This is a genomic window from Leucobacter sp. G161, assembly GCF_001482305.1.
GTDB lineage: Bacteria > Actinomycetota > Actinomycetes > Actinomycetales > Microbacteriaceae > Leucobacter.
The window spans coordinates 40,291-56,171 of the sequence record NZ_LOHP01000060.1 but is presented as its reverse complement, the minus strand read 5'-3'; the positions used below and the strand labels follow the sequence as shown (position 1 = coordinate 56,171).

Annotated in this window: 14 protein-coding genes; 5 read left to right on the top strand and 9 right to left on the bottom strand. The window is 62.5% G+C overall.

Translation table 11 applies throughout. The features are described from left to right. Window positions 1-297: 297 nt before the first annotated feature. A complete protein-coding gene (gene sucB / locus AUL38_RS07780) occupies window positions 298-1,986 on the bottom strand; it encodes a 2-oxoglutarate dehydrogenase, E2 component, dihydrolipoamide succinyltransferase (protein WP_059060798.1) in 1,689 nt (562 codons plus the stop codon). Between the two features lie 52 nt (window positions 1,987-2,038). Continuing rightward, window positions 2,039-3,412, bottom strand: coding sequence for a dihydrolipoyl dehydrogenase (gene lpdA, locus AUL38_RS07775; protein WP_059060797.1), 1,374 nt, complete (start codon window positions 3,410-3,412; stop codon window positions 2,039-2,041). A gap of 161 nt (window positions 3,413-3,573) precedes the next feature. Here lpdA and AUL38_RS07770 point away from each other — a divergent pair, with 161 nt between their 5' ends. Further along, the gene (locus AUL38_RS07770) at window positions 3,574-4,506 is read left to right on the top strand and encodes a PAC2 family protein (protein ID WP_059060794.1); all 933 of its coding nucleotides are present in this window, start codon (window positions 3,574-3,576) and stop codon (window positions 4,504-4,506) included. Window positions 4,507-4,619: 113 nt separating this feature from the next. Beyond that, window positions 4,620-5,993, top strand: coding sequence for an RNA polymerase sigma factor (locus AUL38_RS07765; RefSeq protein WP_059060792.1), 1,374 nt, complete (start codon window positions 4,620-4,622; stop codon window positions 5,991-5,993). Between the two features lie 74 nt (window positions 5,994-6,067). On the opposite strand, the gene AUL38_RS07760 is transcribed toward AUL38_RS07765, so the two are convergent. Further along, window positions 6,068-7,030, bottom strand: coding sequence for a hypothetical protein (locus tag AUL38_RS07760; RefSeq protein ID WP_153006516.1), 963 nt, complete (start codon window positions 7,028-7,030; stop codon window positions 6,068-6,070). A 319-nt stretch (window positions 7,031-7,349) separates the two neighbouring features. Here AUL38_RS07760 and AUL38_RS07755 point away from each other — a divergent pair, with 319 nt between their 5' ends. After that, complete coding sequence (locus AUL38_RS07755; RefSeq protein WP_059060788.1) at window positions 7,350-7,958, top strand: hypothetical protein; 609 nt, start codon at window positions 7,350-7,352, stop codon at window positions 7,956-7,958. Window positions 7,959-8,020: 62 nt separating this feature from the next. Here AUL38_RS07755 and AUL38_RS07750 read toward each other — a convergent pair whose 3' ends face one another. Next, on the bottom strand, window positions 8,021-8,245 hold the full coding sequence (locus AUL38_RS07750; protein WP_059061212.1) for a hypothetical protein: 225 nt from the start codon (window positions 8,243-8,245) through the stop codon (window positions 8,021-8,023). Between the two features lie 199 nt (window positions 8,246-8,444). Here AUL38_RS07750 and AUL38_RS07745 point away from each other — a divergent pair, with 199 nt between their 5' ends. Continuing rightward, a complete protein-coding gene (locus AUL38_RS07745) occupies window positions 8,445-10,538 on the top strand; it encodes a type IIA DNA topoisomerase subunit B (RefSeq protein ID WP_059060786.1) in 2,094 nt (697 codons plus the stop codon). Window positions 10,539-10,549: 11 nt separating this feature from the next. Beyond that, entirely contained in the window at window positions 10,550-11,503 is a 954-nt protein-coding gene (locus tag AUL38_RS07740; protein ID WP_059060784.1) for an EamA family transporter, read from the top strand. A gap of 28 nt (window positions 11,504-11,531) precedes the next feature. Here AUL38_RS07740 and AUL38_RS07735 read toward each other — a convergent pair whose 3' ends face one another. The 5 genes from AUL38_RS07735 to AUL38_RS17875 are packed head-to-tail and all read right to left on the bottom strand — an operon-like array spanning window position 11,532 to window position 15,874. Continuing rightward, the gene (locus tag AUL38_RS07735) at window positions 11,532-12,314 is read right to left on the bottom strand and encodes a tyrosine-protein phosphatase (protein ID WP_059060783.1); all 783 of its coding nucleotides are present in this window, start codon (window positions 12,312-12,314) and stop codon (window positions 11,532-11,534) included. Next, complete coding sequence (locus AUL38_RS07730) at window positions 12,311-13,252, bottom strand: DUF1214 domain-containing protein (RefSeq protein ID WP_059060780.1); 942 nt, start codon at window positions 13,250-13,252, stop codon at window positions 12,311-12,313. Before AUL38_RS07730 ends, AUL38_RS07735 begins: the two co-directional genes overlap by 4 nt. A gap of 50 nt (window positions 13,253-13,302) precedes the next feature. Continuing rightward, on the bottom strand, window positions 13,303-13,677 hold the full coding sequence (locus AUL38_RS07725; protein ID WP_059060779.1) for a PLDc N-terminal domain-containing protein: 375 nt from the start codon (window positions 13,675-13,677) through the stop codon (window positions 13,303-13,305). A gap of 48 nt (window positions 13,678-13,725) precedes the next feature. Next, the gene (locus AUL38_RS07720) at window positions 13,726-14,403 is read right to left on the bottom strand and encodes a GAP family protein (protein ID WP_235590650.1); all 678 of its coding nucleotides are present in this window, start codon (window positions 14,401-14,403) and stop codon (window positions 13,726-13,728) included. A 1-nt stretch (window position 14,404) separates the two neighbouring features. Continuing rightward, window positions 14,405-15,874 carry a SulP family inorganic anion transporter gene (locus AUL38_RS17875; RefSeq protein WP_255355605.1) on the bottom strand — a complete coding sequence of 490 codons (1,470 nt, stop codon included), beginning with the start codon at window positions 15,872-15,874 and terminating at the stop codon, window positions 14,405-14,407. Window positions 15,875-15,881: the final 7 nt, after the last annotated feature.

Genomic DNA, 15,881 nt, shown 5'->3' with positions numbered 1-15,881 from the left:
CATGCGTGGGCGCCTCGTGATGCCGCCGAGTTTCTGCTGGATGTCTTTGATCAGGCGGTGTCCGAGTTAGTGAGTGGCGGCGGAGCACCGGGACCGGCAGCCGGTGCTGGTCTCGAACAAGTGGTCAGCGCAAGAATTACTCCCAGGGTGCCGAGCCGAGAGGCAATCGAATCTGTCTTTCACTGATCCAGCGCCCGGATGACGGGTGAGTGTCAGCCGCCTACAGAAAGGAAAAGGCGGGTCGGTGGCGCTTCACGCACCACCGACCCGCCCATGCTCTGCGGTGAAAGCCTCGTACTAGATGCCGAGGTCTCCCGTAAAGTTGCCCGCCTCAAGCCGCGACTTCATCTGCGTAAGGAAACGTGCGGCGTCTGCCCCATCAACGATGCGGTGATCGTACGACAGTGCAAGGTAGACCGAGGAACGGATCGCGATCGAATCGCCCTCGGGCGTTGACACTACAGCGGGTTCCTTGAACACGATTCCGGTTCCGAGGATCGCAGACTGCGGCAGGAACACCAGCGGAGTGTCGAAGAGCGCTCCGCGCGAGCCCGTGTTGGTGAGTGTGAACGTTCCGCCACTCAGCTCGTCAGGAGTGAGCTTGTTATCGCGCGTACGTGCCGCGAGGTCAGCAATCTCACCCGAGATCTGGGCGATGTTCTTCGTGCCCGCATCTCGGAGGACCGGCGTGAGCAGGCCTCGCTCGGTGTCAACCGCGATGCTGATGTTCTCTGTCGCGGGGTAGACGATCTGGTCGCCTTCCACGGTCGAGTTGATGACCGGGTGGGTCTGGAGCGCCTCTGCGGCAGCAACAGCGAAGAAGGGCAGGAACGAAAGCTTCGAACCGGTCTTGGCAAGGAACTCGTCCTTCTTCGCCTGGCGAAGCTGCGCGACGCGAGTCACGTCAACCTTCACCATCGTCGTGAGCTGTGCGGTCTGCTGCATCGAAGCAACTGCGCGCTCAGCAATAACCTTGCGAAGACGAGTCATCTTCTGCGTGGTGCCACGCAGTTCCGAGACCACGAGCTCGACGGGAGCGGGAGCCGCTGCCGCCGGAACTGCCTGAGCCGCAGCGGCAAGCACGTCTTCCTTGCGGATGCGGCCGCCCACACCGGTGCCAGTGACGCGAGCGAGGTCGACGCCCTTCTCGTTCGCAAGCTTGCGGACGATCGGAGTGACGTAGCCGCCAGCATCAGCTGCCGGTGCAGGAGTTGCTGCAGGTGCCGGGGCTGCTGCGGGAGCGGGGGCTGCTGCGGGAGCGGGAGCCGCTGCAGGAGCCGGAGCGGGAGCTGCTGCAGGAGCCGGAGCGGGAGCTGCTGCAGGAGCCGGGGCTGCTGCAGGAGCGGGAGCTGCTGCGGGAGCCGGAGCGCCGCTGCCGACACGAGCGAGCACGCCGCCAACCTCAACGGTCTCGTCTTCAGCAACAAGCATTTCCTGCAGGACGCCAGCGATAGGTGAGGGGACCTCTGTGTCGACCTTGTCGGTGGAGACCTCGAGCAGCGGCTCGTCGACCTCGATGGTGTCGCCGATCTCCTTGAGCCACCGGGTGACGGTGCCCTCAGTGATGGACTCGCCGAGCGACGGCAACACGATGTCCTGCGAATCGCCGGCGGGTGCAGCTGCTGCAGGTGCCGCGGCGGGCTCCGGTGCCGCAGCGGGCTCCGGTGCCGCAGCGGGCTCCGGTGCCGCAGCGGGCTCAGCCGCTGCAGGCTCGGCTGCTGGGGTAGCGGGCGCCGCCCCAGCTCCGCTGCCATCGCCGATCACTGCGAGCACTGCGCCGACCTCAGCGGTTTCGTCTTCCTGGACCAGGATCTCCTCGACAACGCCTGCGATCGGTGAAGGCACCTCGGTGTCCACCTTGTCAGTCGAGACCTCGAGTAGCGGTTCATCGACCGCCACGGTCTCGCCGACCTGCTTCAGCCAGCGGGTCACCGTCCCCTCGGTGACGCTCTCGCCCAGCGCGGGGAGGACTACCGATTCACTCATCGTGATTCTCCTTCTAAAAAGATTCTTCTGTAACTAGCTTGTAACGCCGCGCTCAGATGGCGTGGAGGGGCTTACCGGCAAGCTTAAGCATCGCTTCGCCGATCGTTTCGTTCTGTGTCGGGTGGGCGTGGATGAACGGTGCGACGTCCTCCGGGTATGCCTCCCAGTTCACGATGAGCTGGGCTTCGCCGACGAGTTCGCCGACACGGGCACCGATCATGTGCACGCCAACGACCGGGCCGTCGTTCACGCGGACAGCCTTGACGGTTCCCGCGGTGCCGAGGATCGAGCTCTTGGCGTTGCCGGCGAGGTTGTACTCGTAAGCTGTGATGTTCTCTGCGCCGTACTGCTCAGCGGCCTTTGCTTCGGTGAGACCAACAGAAGCAATCTCGGGGTCACAGTACGTGACCTTCGGAATGTTCACGTCTGCAACCACGACGGGGTTGAGGCCTGCGATTTCCTCGGCAACAAAAATGCCCTGCTGGTAACCGCGGTGCGCGAGCTGCAAGCCTGGAACGATATCCCCGACAGCGTAGACACCGGGGACGTTGGTTGCGAGGCGCTCGTTGGTGAGGACAAAGCCGCGATCCATCTCGATGCCCGCTTCTTCGTAGCCGAGACCCTGCGTTGCCGGGCCACGGCCGACGGCAACGAGGAGATAGTCGGCGGTAAGCGTGGTGCCATCTTCGAGCGTCACAGTGACACTCGAATCGTCCTGCGTGACGCCCTGGAAGCGGATGCCGAGCTTGTAGTTGATCCCGCGCTTACGGAAAGCGCGCTCCAGCTGCTTTGAGACTGACTCTTCCTCGTTGGGCACGAGGTGGGGCAGGCCCTCAATGATTGTCACATCTGCGCCGAACGAACGCCATACGCTCGCGAACTCGACGCCGATGACGCCGCCGCCCAGCACGAGGACCTTGCTCGGAATCTCCTGGAGCTCGAGTGCATGCTCGCTGGTGATCACGCGACCGGAAATCTCAAGACCGGGCAGTGAGCGGGAGTACGAACCCGAGGCGAGAACGACGTTCTTGCCAACGACGGTGTCGTCACCGACCTGAACGGTGTTGGTGGCGGTGAGGCGGCCTTCGCCGGCGAATACGGTGATGCCGTTGGCCTTGATGAGGCCCTGCAGTCCCTTGAACTTGCTCGAAACGAGCTTTTCGCGGAACGCCGTTACTGCGGTGATGTCGATTGACTCAACGCTGGAGTTGATGCCGTACGTTGCACCCTCGCGGGCGACATCGGCAACCTCGGCTGAATGGAGAAGTGCCTTCGTCGGGACGCAGCCACGGTGCAAACACGTGCCGCCGAGTTTGTCCTTCTCAATAATCGCCGCGGTCATCCCAAGTTGTGTTGCTCGGACTGCGGTGGCGTAACCGGCGCTTCCGCCACCAAGAACTACGATGTCAAACTGGTGCTCGGCCAAGTGGGGTCTCCCTCGGTTCTCATAACTGTGCCTGATCCGCGCGGTATTGCGGTGCGCATCTTTTAGCCTACTACTTATGGGAATCTCCAGGTGCGGATCCTGGGGTGTTCGCTCTTCGCGCATTTCAGCCCGTTCAGCGGTGAGTTTCGTACAATGGAACGGTGACCGATTCTCTCTTCTCTGCCGTGTACGAGGAGCGCCGCGCGAGTGTCGCGAAGGGGCTCCCGCTCGTTGTAGCGCTTTCAGGTTCGAGTGATGCGGGTAATGCGGTCTCGCAACTTGAACAGTACCTCTGGGAACGGTGTAAGCCGGAGGAGCTCATCCGCTTCGACGCAGACCAGTTGCTCGACTACCGTGCCCGTCGACCCCTCATCACGTTTAGTGAAGATCACTTCACTGATTACAGCCCCGAAGAACTCATTCTGAGTCTCGCGTGTGACGAACTCGGAGCGCCCTTCCTGCTCCTGTCTGGGTTTGAGCCCGACTTTCGTTGGGAGGTATTCGTTGACACCGTCCTGTTGCTCGTGCACGAGTTCGAGGTGTCCATAACTACCTGGGTGCAGGCAGTACCAAGGCCCGTGCCCCATACCCGCCCCATCGTCGGTACCGTCAGCGGTTCCCGGGACGATCTCCTGGAGCGCTCAGTGTGGAAGCCAACGACGCGTCTCCCCGCGAGCGTGGTCCACCTGCTGGAGTATCGCCTGCACGGCGTGGGCGAGGAAGTTGTTGGGTTCGCCCACCTCGTCCCTCACTACCTGGCGAACAACGAATACCCAGAGCTATTGACGGCGTCACTTGACAACATCATGGCAGCCACAGGGCTGCTGTTCGCGACAGACGAGGCCCGTGAGCGAGCCAGGGACTTCCGGGCGCAGGTGGATCGTCAGATCGCCGAGAACGAAGACTCGAAAGAGATGCTGGTGAATCTTGAGCGACGCTTCGACCAGTACGTCGAAGCCCAGGGGGAGCGAGTCTCCCTGCTGGGAGAAGACGGCACAATGCCAACGGCAGACCAGCTGGCGAGCGAGCTCGAGCGCTTCCTCGCGGAGCGTCAGCAGGGACCTGAACCGAACGACGGCCCAGCCGTGCAATAATAGACCCTACGAACCCATTTCAATCGTCGCGGGAATACTGCGGGCTTGACATGGGTTTTCATGGTGTGCGCAGTTTTTAGGACGCATACCGACGAGATCTGAGAGGAAGTTGCGTGGCAGCAGCGACAACGACCAAGACTCCCGCGGCGAAGACGGCTGAGAGCGAAGAGCAGAACGCGGCCGAAACGCCCGTGAAGAAGGCTCCCGCAAAAAAGGCCGCAGCAGCGAAGACCACCGCAGAAAAGGCCCCTGCAAAGAAGGCTACGGCGGCGAAGGCCACCGCAGCGAAAACAACGGCCAAGAAAGCTTCGGCGACGACGGCGACAACTGAGTCGGCCGCAGCTGAGGCCCCTGTGAAGAAGGCCCCAACGAAGAAGGCTCCTGCGAAGAAGCCCGCAACACGCGCGAAGAAGGTCGTCGAAGAAATTATCGACGAGCCCGACGTGGCCGACGCCGACGACCAGCCCGAGGAAGATCAACCCGCAACTGAGCAGCGAGAGCCGCTCCCGACGGGTGCAATCGTTCTCAAGGCCGGGGACGAAGAAGATGTGCCGACGGTAACGACGGCGATTCCCGGGGCGACAGCGGATCCTGTGAAGGACTACCTGAAGCAGATCGGTAAGGTAGCGCTCCTCAACGCCGCCGAGGAGGTCGAGCTTGCGATGCGTATCGAGGCCGGTCTCTTCGCGGAAGAGAAGCTCGGCACCGAAAAGGGACTTCCCAAGAAGCTTGAGCGCGAGCTCAAGTGGGTTGCCCGTGACGGCCAGCGAGCCAAGAGCCACTTGCTCGGCGCGAACCTCCGTCTCGTGGTGTCGCTCGCGAAGCGCTACACCGGGCGAGGCATGCAGTTCCTCGACCTCATCCAGGAGGGCAACCTGGGCCTGATCCGTGCTGTCGAGAAGTTCGACTACACCAAGGGCTTCAAGTTCTCGACCTATGCGACTTGGTGGATCCGTCAGGCGATCACCCGCGCAATGGCTGACCAGGCGCGCACCATCCGCATTCCGGTGCACATGGTCGAGGTCATCAACAAGCTCGCACGTGTGCAGCGCCAGATGCTGCAGGATCTCGGCCGGGAGCCGACTCCTGAAGAGCTGAGCCGCGAGCTCGACATGACCACCGAGAAGGTCATCGAGGTGCAGAAGTACGGCCGCGAGCCGATTTCGTTGCACACCCCGCTTGGCGAGGACGGCGACAGCGAATTCGGTGACCTCATTGAGGACACCGAGGCGATTGTTCCTGCGGATGCCGTTGGCTTCACGATGCTGCAGCAGCAGCTCGAGCAGCTCCTCGATTCGCTCTCTGAGCGCGAGGCAGGCGTCATCAAGATGCGCTTCGGCCTCGGAGACGGCATGCCGAAGACGCTCGACCAGATCGGCGATACCTTCGGTGTGACGCGCGAGCGAATCCGTCAGATTGAGTCGAAGACGATGGCGAAGCTTCGTCATCCGTCGCGCAGCCAGCAGCTGCGAGATTACCTCGACTAAGGGCTAGACAGCGGTTGTGGGTGCCGACAGATTTTCTCTGTCGGCACCCACTTTTTTGGCATTAGCGGACTTTTCTAGTCTCGCCCTGTTACTGTGGTGTCCTCTGAACTGGCCATGATCAAGGGTAGCTCGATAGTTTGCTTGAAAATCGACTCGTAGCTCTGCACTCCGGCTGAGACCCCCACGAATGTAATGATGTCGTCCTCCAGAAGACGCAATTCTGTGTCACCCTCAACTACTAGGAGGATGGGGTCCTCCCAGAAGTCACGAGAGTACCCCGGAGTTCTCGTGATGCTGACACGGTATGTCCCTGAGCCTGCATCTTGAATAATCTTGCCCTCGAACTGAAAGTACGTTCCGGAGAGCGAGTTGCCGGCACGGAATAGTTCCTCGAAAGAGATGGGTTTTGCAGATGCCTTTTTCGCGGCGTTTTCGGCCTCGCGTTTTGCAAGCTCGTCGGCCTCGCGTTTTGTCTGCACGGCTTCTTCTAGCTCGTCTTGAGTAGTCTGCAGTTCGGAGCTGGCGCGAGACAGCGATGCGAAGCCTCTCTCGAGTTTGGAAATCCATCGAGTAGTTTCTTCGTTGGTGAGCTCGGCAACTGGAGGCGAATCGAATGAGAATTTATCTCGAGTACCTGTGGCGACACTTGCTAGCATTGCGAACTCCCGTCGATCGTAAGGCGCCGGGACATCTGCCTCGTCCAGGGTCAGAAGGTACTTGTTAGACGATCTGATGGCATCCTCGAGATCACGTAGCGCAGCGTCGTGTTTTTCGACTTCCTGTAAGTAATGCGCTTCGAGGGCTTCTCTTTCTGCGGCCGCCTCTTGCATCAGGGTTGAAACTATTACGATGGCGGCAACAATTAGGAGTGTCGAGACTAGTGAAACTGCAACGATCCACACGCGCTTTGACGGACCCATCTGCCGTCTAGGGCGCTTGCCGCTAAGGCCGGCAGGCGGCGTCTGTAGGACATTGCCCTCGGGCACAAATGGGACAGTGCTCCTGTCATGGAGATCGTTGTTGGGCTCACTCGTCAAGTGGACTGCTCCTATGCTCTTTCTATGTGCTTGTGTAGGAGATCATATCCGACGCTAGGCGGGGTCGTGAGTTGTGCTGGCAAGGAAGGTAGCGGGGTCAGCAGCCTCGCCTGAGTACCGAAGGAGGCAAGGAGTCGGAGGCCGGCCGGTTGCGAGGACCCGTGGTCCGACATTCATGTCGGACCACGGGTCCTTTGTTGTCCGGCCTTGTGTTGCAGGTTTCGCGCACGCATTGGGCGACAGGTGTATGCTTGGTGGGTCGCCGCGTCTTCTCGTTGCCGCAGGGTGCGTGGGTACGCCGAATGCGGAGGAGATAGGCATGAACGTCGTCAAACGGGTGACTGGGTCCTGTGGAGTGCTTCTGATCGCAGCGTTGCTGTTGGCCGCCTGCTCGCCCGGGACGCGGCCGGAGGCGACGTCGTTGCCTCCGGCGGTGACGTCCCCTCCGGCCACAGGGCAGGCCGATGAAAGCGTCGACCTGGAAGCGGCGTTTGCTGAGCGAGACCAGTTCTTTGCGGATCAAATGCAGCCACTTGATGGAAGTCCGCTTACCGCCCAGACGGACGAGCAGCAGGCTTTCATCTTGAGCGAGAAGGAGTTCGTGGAGTCGAACGGGCTCGCGTGGTCACAGGAAGCGGAGACCATGTACCTCGCGTTGGCCCTGGACGCGTGTGAGGCCTCCATTCTGCAGGGTCACGAGATCACCGCTGAGCTATTCATGTTGCACCTGGCAACGAGTCCGCTTTTTGCTGCTCTTGTGCCCGACGAAGTCGTCGGCGAGCAGCGCCGGACCGGAGAACGCAACAGTGCCGCGAAAATGGTTGCCGGAGTCAGCTACCTCTGCAAGGCAGATCTTCCCCAGTGGCTCGACGCATACAACAGGGTCTATCCGCCTGCGGCCCCCGGAGAAGAACCTCTCGGGGGCTAACAACGACTCAGGGGTGTTATCGGCACTTGCCGATAACACCCCTGAGTTTGAGTGACGAAGACTTACACCGAGAGCTTGTGGCTTTCGTCGTGCCACGCCTCAGCCATAGGGCGAAGCTTTTCCTCGTGCTTTGACGCATGGTGTGCGCAGAACAGCAGCTCGCTGCCGCTCAGCGTGGCGCGTACATACGCCTGTGCACCGCAGCTGTCGCAGCGGTCAAGTCCGCTCAGCGGGCGATCCGCTGCAGACGCTTCCGCTGCTTCAGCGGTGTGTTCGAGTGTGCTCATGGCCACCTCCCGGTAGTTCAATTGGTTCCATCCAATCATCACTCCTGCAATAATTCGCTGTTTGCCACCACTGTTTCGCTGACCGCGTACGTTGCCGGCGCGAATGGCCTGGGGTTTCTCACTCGCCGGGCCGGGTCGCACGCCGTGTCGGTGGTGTGCCATACAGTGGGGGAGTCTCCTAGAAAGCAGGTACTTTCACGTGGCTGAATCCAGTTACTCTGCCAGGCACCTCACTGTCCTCGAGGGGCTTGAAGCAGTCCGCAAACGACCCGGCATGTACATCGGCACGACCGATTCACGCGGGCTCATGCACTGTCTCTGGGAGATTATCGATAACTCGGTCGATGAAGCGCTTGCGGGCCATGGCAGCAGTATCCGAATCATTCTTCACGCAGACGGTAGCGTCACCGTTGCCGATGATGGGCGTGGTGTCCCCGTTGACATTGAGCCACGCAGTGGCTTGAGTGGCGTGGAACTCGTCTTCACGAAGCTGCATGCTGGCGGTAAGTTTGGCGGCGGCGGCTACGCTTCGTCGGGCGGGCTGCACGGTGTCGGCGCTTCCGTGGTAAACGCACTGTCGTCCCGTCTTGATGTTGAAGTTGACCGTGACGGCAAGACATGGGCCATGTCCTTCCGGCACGGTGAGCCGGGAGTCTTCGCCGGCGAGGGGCCGGACAGCGACTTTACGCCGTTTGATCGCGCGACTGGCATCCAGTCGATCGGCAAGGTCAAGAAGGGTGTCACGGGAACCCGCGTGCGCTACTGGGCGGATCCGCAGATCTTCCTGCCCACCGCGCGCTTCGAGGCGGACTCGTTGGTTGCCCGCGCGCGCCAGACTGCTTTCTTGGTGACCGGCCTCACCATCGACATTGAGGATCAGCGGCCCGAGTCGCTCGACGAGTCGGGCGCCCCGACGATCCACAGTTTCAATTATGAGGGCGGTATCGCGGAGTTCGTGAACTTCCTCGCCGTCGATGCTCCCGTCACAGACACCTGGCGCGTGAATGACTCCGGCAAGTTCTCCGAGACGGTTCCCGTCATGGATGAGCAGACCGGGCACCTCGTTTCTCGCGAGGTGGAGCGTGAATGCGAGGTCGACATCGCGCTGCGATGGGGCACCGGCTATGACACGGAGATTCAGAGCTTCGTCAACATCATCGCGACGCCCAAGGGTGGTACGCACCTTGCGGGCTTTGAGCAGGGGCTCACCAAGTTCTTCCGCAAGCAGATCGAAACGAACGCTCGCAAGCTGAAGGCCGGGTCCGACAAGCCTGAGAAGGACGACATCCTGACGGGGCTCACCGCGGTCGTGACCGTGCGGGTGCCCGAGCCCCAGTTTGAGGGTCAGACTAAGGAAGTACTCGGCACCGCGGCCGTACGTCAGATCGTGTCGAAGGCGGTGACGAAGGCGCTCGCTGAGCGCTATGAGTCACCGAAGAAGCACGACAAGGCGCAGACCGGGACGCTGCTTGAGAAGATGGTGTCCGAGATGAAGTCTCGGATTGCAATGCGAACGCAGCGGGACACTGCTAGACGCAAGAGCTCCCTTGAGAGCTCCTCGCTGCCGTCAAAGCTCATTGACTGCCGCTCGAAAGACGTCGCGAACTCCGAGCTCTTCATCGTCGAGGGTGACAGCGCGCTCGGCACTGCCAAGCCCGCGCGCGACAGCGAATACCAGGCACTGCTTCCCATCCGCGGCAAGATTCTCAACGTACAGAAGGCCTCTCTGGCCGAAATGCTCTCGAACGCCGAGTGCGGCGCGATCATCAAGGTGATCGGGGCCGGATCAGGCCGTGATTTCGACCTCGATGCGGCCAGGTACGGCAAGGTGATCCTGATGAGCGATGCTGACGTCGACGGCGCACATATTCGTACCCTCTTGCTGACGCTGTTCTTCCGATACATGCGACCGATGCTCGAGGCCGGCCGCGTGTACGCCGCCGTGCCGCCACTGCACCGTGTGATCGTGCAGAATGCGGGCCGGAAACCCAACGACGTGATCTACACGTACAGCGAACGAGAATTGCAGACGCTCCTCGCTGATCTGCGGAAGCGCGGCAAGAAGCACCAGGAGCCTATCCAGCGCTATAAGGGTCTTGGCGAGATGGATGCGGATCAGCTGGCTGAGACCACCATGGATCGTGAGCATCGCACGCTCAGGCGTGTGCGTCTTGAAGACGCGCACGCAGCGGCGCAGATGTTTGAGCTCCTCATGGGCAACGAGGTTGCGCCCCGGAAAGAGTTCATCATCGAGAACGCCGATGATCTCGATCGCGAGCGCATCGACGCTTAGCCCCTTACGGCATGACGCTCACAGCGCTCGTCCTCGTTCTCGCGGCAGCTGTCGCGCACTCGATCTGGAACATCGTCGCAGCGAAGTCCAGCGGATCGGGCGTACCGTTCCTCTTCTGGGGCGCCGTATTGAGCACCCTCATTTGGGGCGTTGCGGTCCCGTTCACTGGGGGAATCGGAAGCTCGGGGCCCGGCCCGTTCCTCCTCGCGGTCGTCGTCTCCGGCCTGCTGCATGTGTTGTACATGCTCGTGCTGCAACGGGGCTATCGCTCGGGAGAGCTCAGCACTGTCTATGCGACAGCCCGGGGGAGCGGCCCCGTGTTGACCGTCCTCGTGTCAATCGTGCTGTTTGGAGAGCGACCCGGTGCGGTGTCGCTCGGCGGGGTTGCGCTCGTCATAGCGGGGGTCGTCGCGTTTGGGCTCATTGGGCGCCGCCGAGCAGCGGGCGCTGCAGCCCCACCACGTGCTGGTAGCGCCCGCAGATGGGATCCCGCAATTGTATTCGGACTTCTCACGGGCGTGGCCATCGCTGTGTACACACTGTGGGACGTCTATATGGTGAACAGCTTCGGCCTGGCACCGGTTGCATTCATGGTGGGCACGAGCTTGGCACAGGCAGTGGTATTTGGTGGAATGCTGGGCGCCCAAAGCGTTCGAGCGGGCCGCGATGCGGGCCGCGATGCGGGCCGCGATGCGGACGGCGCTGGGGCGATCCGCCGTCTGCGCGGAGAACTGCGTGTCAGTTGGCGCAGGTTACTTGTCTTTGGTGTGCTGTCGCCCCTGTCCTACATCCTCGTCCTTACCGCTGCGACCATGGCGCCGCTCTCTCTGGTCGCTCCAATGCGCGAGCTCAGCGTTGTTCTCGTCGGTCTCTACGGCGCGTTTCGCTCGCACGAGAACAACCCAGGGCTGCGGCTTACCGCAGCCGTGGTCGTTGTCTGTGGTGTTGTCCTCATCGGTATGTAACGTCCGCCCGGCGCCGTCTGGCTCACCTTCACGTCAGACGTTCACGCAGGGCAGCAAGTTCACCCGATGACAAGCCAAGTCCCACCACGGCGTAGTCTTCAACGCTGCCGAACTGTGCACGCATCTGCTCGAACGCTGCCGTGAGATAGCTCTCGCGGACGCCGAGGACCGGCAGCAACGACTCGCGGCTGAGACCCTGCTGTTCGAGCCGTGCAAAGACCGGCGCCAAGGCCGGCAACAAATCGGCGTTGGTCCGCAGATAGTCGGCGTAGATCTCCTGCTCTGAGGCTCCGAGCAGCGACAGGACGAGTGCCGCCGCCCAGCCCGTCCGGTCTTTGCCCGTGGTGCAGTGGAAGAGCGCGGCGCCCTCACGGCGTTCGTCCACGATCCCGAGCAGGAACGCACGGTAGGCGGCAAGCGCCGAGGGAAGGCGAACCAGGTCGCGATAGGTGTCCTCGAATAACCGCACGGCCGTATCGCCCGAGAGGTTGGCCGCGAACCCCTGTGGATCGGTTTCGAGATCGCCGAGCGTGGCGGCGACACTCAGTGAGCTGTCGGCGAGCACATCGAGGGCGACAGCCTGCGCGCCCGTCGGCAGGCGATCGGGGGACTGTGCAGCCTCGTCGGCGGTACGCAGGTCGTACACGGTCCGAACGCTGAGCGAGCCGAGCTCGACCGCGTCTGCGTCAGAGAGCCCAGCGAGGGTCGCGGAGCGGTAGAGTTCGCCGTGCTTCACCGAGCCGGAAGCGGTGGGAATCCCGCCGAGATCACGCAGATTGGGTGCGCTCCGCACCACCAACCCATCGCTCACAGCTGCACCGGTCGCGGCGCGACCCAGCTACCGTCGAGCACCTCGGGGCGGGGGCGGTACAGCCGAAGCACGTAGTTCCAGCCCGGCATGATCGGGAGCGCGTTCGGGGCGTCGCCAACCTGCTCGCCGAAGCGGACGGTGACGCCGCCGTCCTGGTCCTTGTGCGCGGTCAGACTGTTGATGCTGTTCACGCCGAGGTCATTCTCTTCGAAATAGCCGGCTGCGTTGTAGAGGGACACTGACCAAAACGCGTCAACGGGAACGTCGGTGAGCGTGAGCGCGTACTCGGCGACGGGCAGGTTCTCGTTCACGCTGATGTACGTCGCCTCATACTCAGGCAGGCCGCCCCAGCCCGATGCAGTCCCGAGGAGGTGCATGATCGGATCGACTTCAGCCTCGGTTCCGAAGGAATGATCGTACTTGCTGACGCCACGCGCGAGCGTGAGGATCGCCTCCCGAGTCTCCGTATGGGAGTGCTCCTCATACTCTGGGAGCTGGAACTGGCCAGTACCGCCGCCGGCAACCGCCAACGCGTTCTGGAGCCGATTCACCTCGGCAATATCTGCGGCGTTCGCGGGGTCCACGAGGATGCGTGCAACCAGCACCGCGTAGTCGCTTCCCACGATCTCCCGCGTCAGGACGTGCTCGCCGCTCTCACGGAGGATCAACGGCCCGTAGTGGTCCTGGTTGATCACCCACACCGAGATGTAGCGCTCACCGGCATCGGGGAGGGTTACCGTGACGCCGTCACGCACGTCGACGACAACGCTGCTGTAAAGCGTGTCCCGATTCTGCCGAATGATGGGCTGATCATCGAGCGGCTTCAGCTCGTACGTGTGGTTCCACTCGCCGAGGTTACGACCTGCGGAGAGGCGGGAGAACATAACGTCGCTCTCGGCGCGGTTGAAGTTCATGACGTTAACGGGGATCTGAGACAAGGGGGTGTCCTTTCAAACGATGGGGTAGCGACGACGGGGCTGCTGACTGGTTAGGCGAGAGCCTTCGCCTTGATTGCCTCGAACTCGCTGTGCGTGATCGAGCCCGCGGTGAGGAGTTCAGCGGCCGCAGTGATTTCTGCCGCGGGACTCTTGCCTGCGGTCTCGCGGATGTAGGTCGCTGCGGCTGCCTCGGCGTCGCGGCCGGCTGCTTGGCTGCGGGCCGCCATGCCCTCGCCGCGAGCGATGAGGTAGACCAGTGCGGTGACGAACGGGAGGAAGATCAGGAACAGCGCCCACAGGGCCTTCCACCAGCCGCTGAGCGTATGGTCACGAAACAGGTCAGTGATGATTGCGAAGAGCGCGAAGAGGTAGCTGATGAAGACGACCGCCCAGAGCATTGAGGTGAGAATTGCCCAGAAATCCATGTGTTGTTCCTTTGTCTGTGGTCGCAAGCACGGTGCCTGCGACGGAAGTTAGAGTGCTGAGATGCCCTTGCCGAGCATGATGACGGCGATCACGGTGAGGAGCACAGTGGTGATCACCGCGTTTTCCCGTGCGAGCCACTGGTGTGCGGCCTCGAGTGGAGCCCGGAGGCGATCCGCGGCGGCGAAGAACGCGACCACCGGCACGAGCACCGTCGACACGGCACACAGCACGAATACCGTGACGGCCGCGACCTCGGCTCCGGTTGAGAGCCCGGCGCCTCCAATGAGCACGCCCGCGCTTGCTGCGATGAGCAGATTCTTTGGGCGTGGTACCGACAGCACCAGGCCAAGGCCAAGCGCTCGGCCAAAGGTGAACGAGTCGATCGCCGCCATCCACTTTGGCAACGGAGCTGCCTCACCGTGCTGCGGACGCCCGCGCCATTCCTTCACGGCAAGCAGGATGAGCAGCAGGGCGAGTGCGAAGTGGATCACCGCCTGCACGACGTTTGGGCCGGTGGAGTCAGCATGCGGCGGGAGCAGCCCAGCGAAGAAGACGAACAGGCTCACGGGGATGGCTGTGCCTGCCACCCAGCCGACGAGAAACCCGGGCCCGGTGCGCCGGGCCTGCGGCGAGAGCAGCATCAGCATGACCGCGACGATTGTGAGCGGGCTGATGGCGATCCCGAGGGTGAGCGGCAGGATGTCGCCGATGATGGTGGTGAGCACGTTAGGCCCCTTCTGGTCGAGGATCATGGGAGGGCCGTGCGCCGGGAACCGGTGCTGCGTCTGCTGGTTCGGCAACGGCCCCGCGATTCGTCGCCGAGACACGATCGGTGATGTCAATCACGTTGAGTCGCGTGAACCGAGCACGCGCCCCGGCACGGACCCGGCTGAACTCGAGGGCGATGCCCTCCGCGCTGAGCCAAGAGCGAAGCCCAGCGAACGCCTCGGCTCCCGTGACGTCGACGTCGGTGACGGCTTCCATATCGATGATGAGCCGCCTGACAGTGCCGGCGCCGCCAGCCTCACCCACTGCCTGCTTCACGGCTGTGACAAACACCACGCCGTTTGCGAAGAACAGGGGAGCCGCCATACGCACGACGAGCGTGCCAGTGCTCCCCAGCAGGGTTGCCGTACGCGAGGACTCAGGGTCGCCGCCGTGATCGGACGTGAGCAGCTCCACGGGCAGCCCGTCGAGTAACGACTCGGCGGGGTTGCTGGTGTGCGCGAGCACATCAATGGCCGGGCGTGCGGCGCGGCGTGCAAGGTTGATGAGCGCGAGCACAAACGCGACGAGGATCCCGGCGATTGCCCCGACGACAAGCGTGACGACGAAGCAGACGATCCCGATCCAGAATTCGCTGCGGGACAGCCTCCAGAGGCCACGGAACTCACCGATCCCGAGGAGCGGCAGCACGGCGACGCCGACGATTGCGCCGATGGCTGGCATCGGGATGCTGGCGAGGAGACCCGTGCCGAACAGCAGAAAGAGCAGTGTTCCTCCGGCCAACACGAGCGACGGGAGCTGGGTGCGTGAGCCGGTCTGATCCATCGCTGCGGTGCGACTCGTCGAGGCACCAACGGCAAACGATCCGCTTGCACCGGCAGCGAGGTTCGCGGCGCCGAGGGCGAGCAGATCGCGGTTCGGCTTGGTCTGGTACCCGCGTGTCTCGCCGTACGATCGTGCTACGAGGAGCCCCTCTGCCGACGTGACGAGTGTGAGCGCAAGCGCTGACGGCACGAGCGCAAGCCACTGGTGCCAGGAGAGCACGGGCCAGGTCACCACGGGAGGACCACCCGGGATCTCCCCGAGGACTCTCACCCCGGCAGCGTCTGCGTGGGTGAGCACGACGATGACGGTTGCGAGGACCATAACTCCCAACGCCCACGGAACTGCGGGCGCCAGTCGCTTTCCGAGGAGCAGGACAGCGACGCCACCCGCTGCGATGAGTGTCGAGGCCACATTGATCTGGCCGACGGCAGCGACCACACCCACCACTTTCTCCGTGAACTCAGCCCCTGCCGGGATGGAGATGCCGAGCATTTTAGCAATCTGGGAGACGAGGATGTCAAGCGCCAATCCGCCAACAAAGCCCACGAGGATCGGTTTGGAAAGAAAGTTCGCAAGAAATCCGAGCTTGAACACGGACATCGCTGCGAATAGCGCGCCGCACAGGATCGCTTGGGCGAGCGCCATCGTCGCG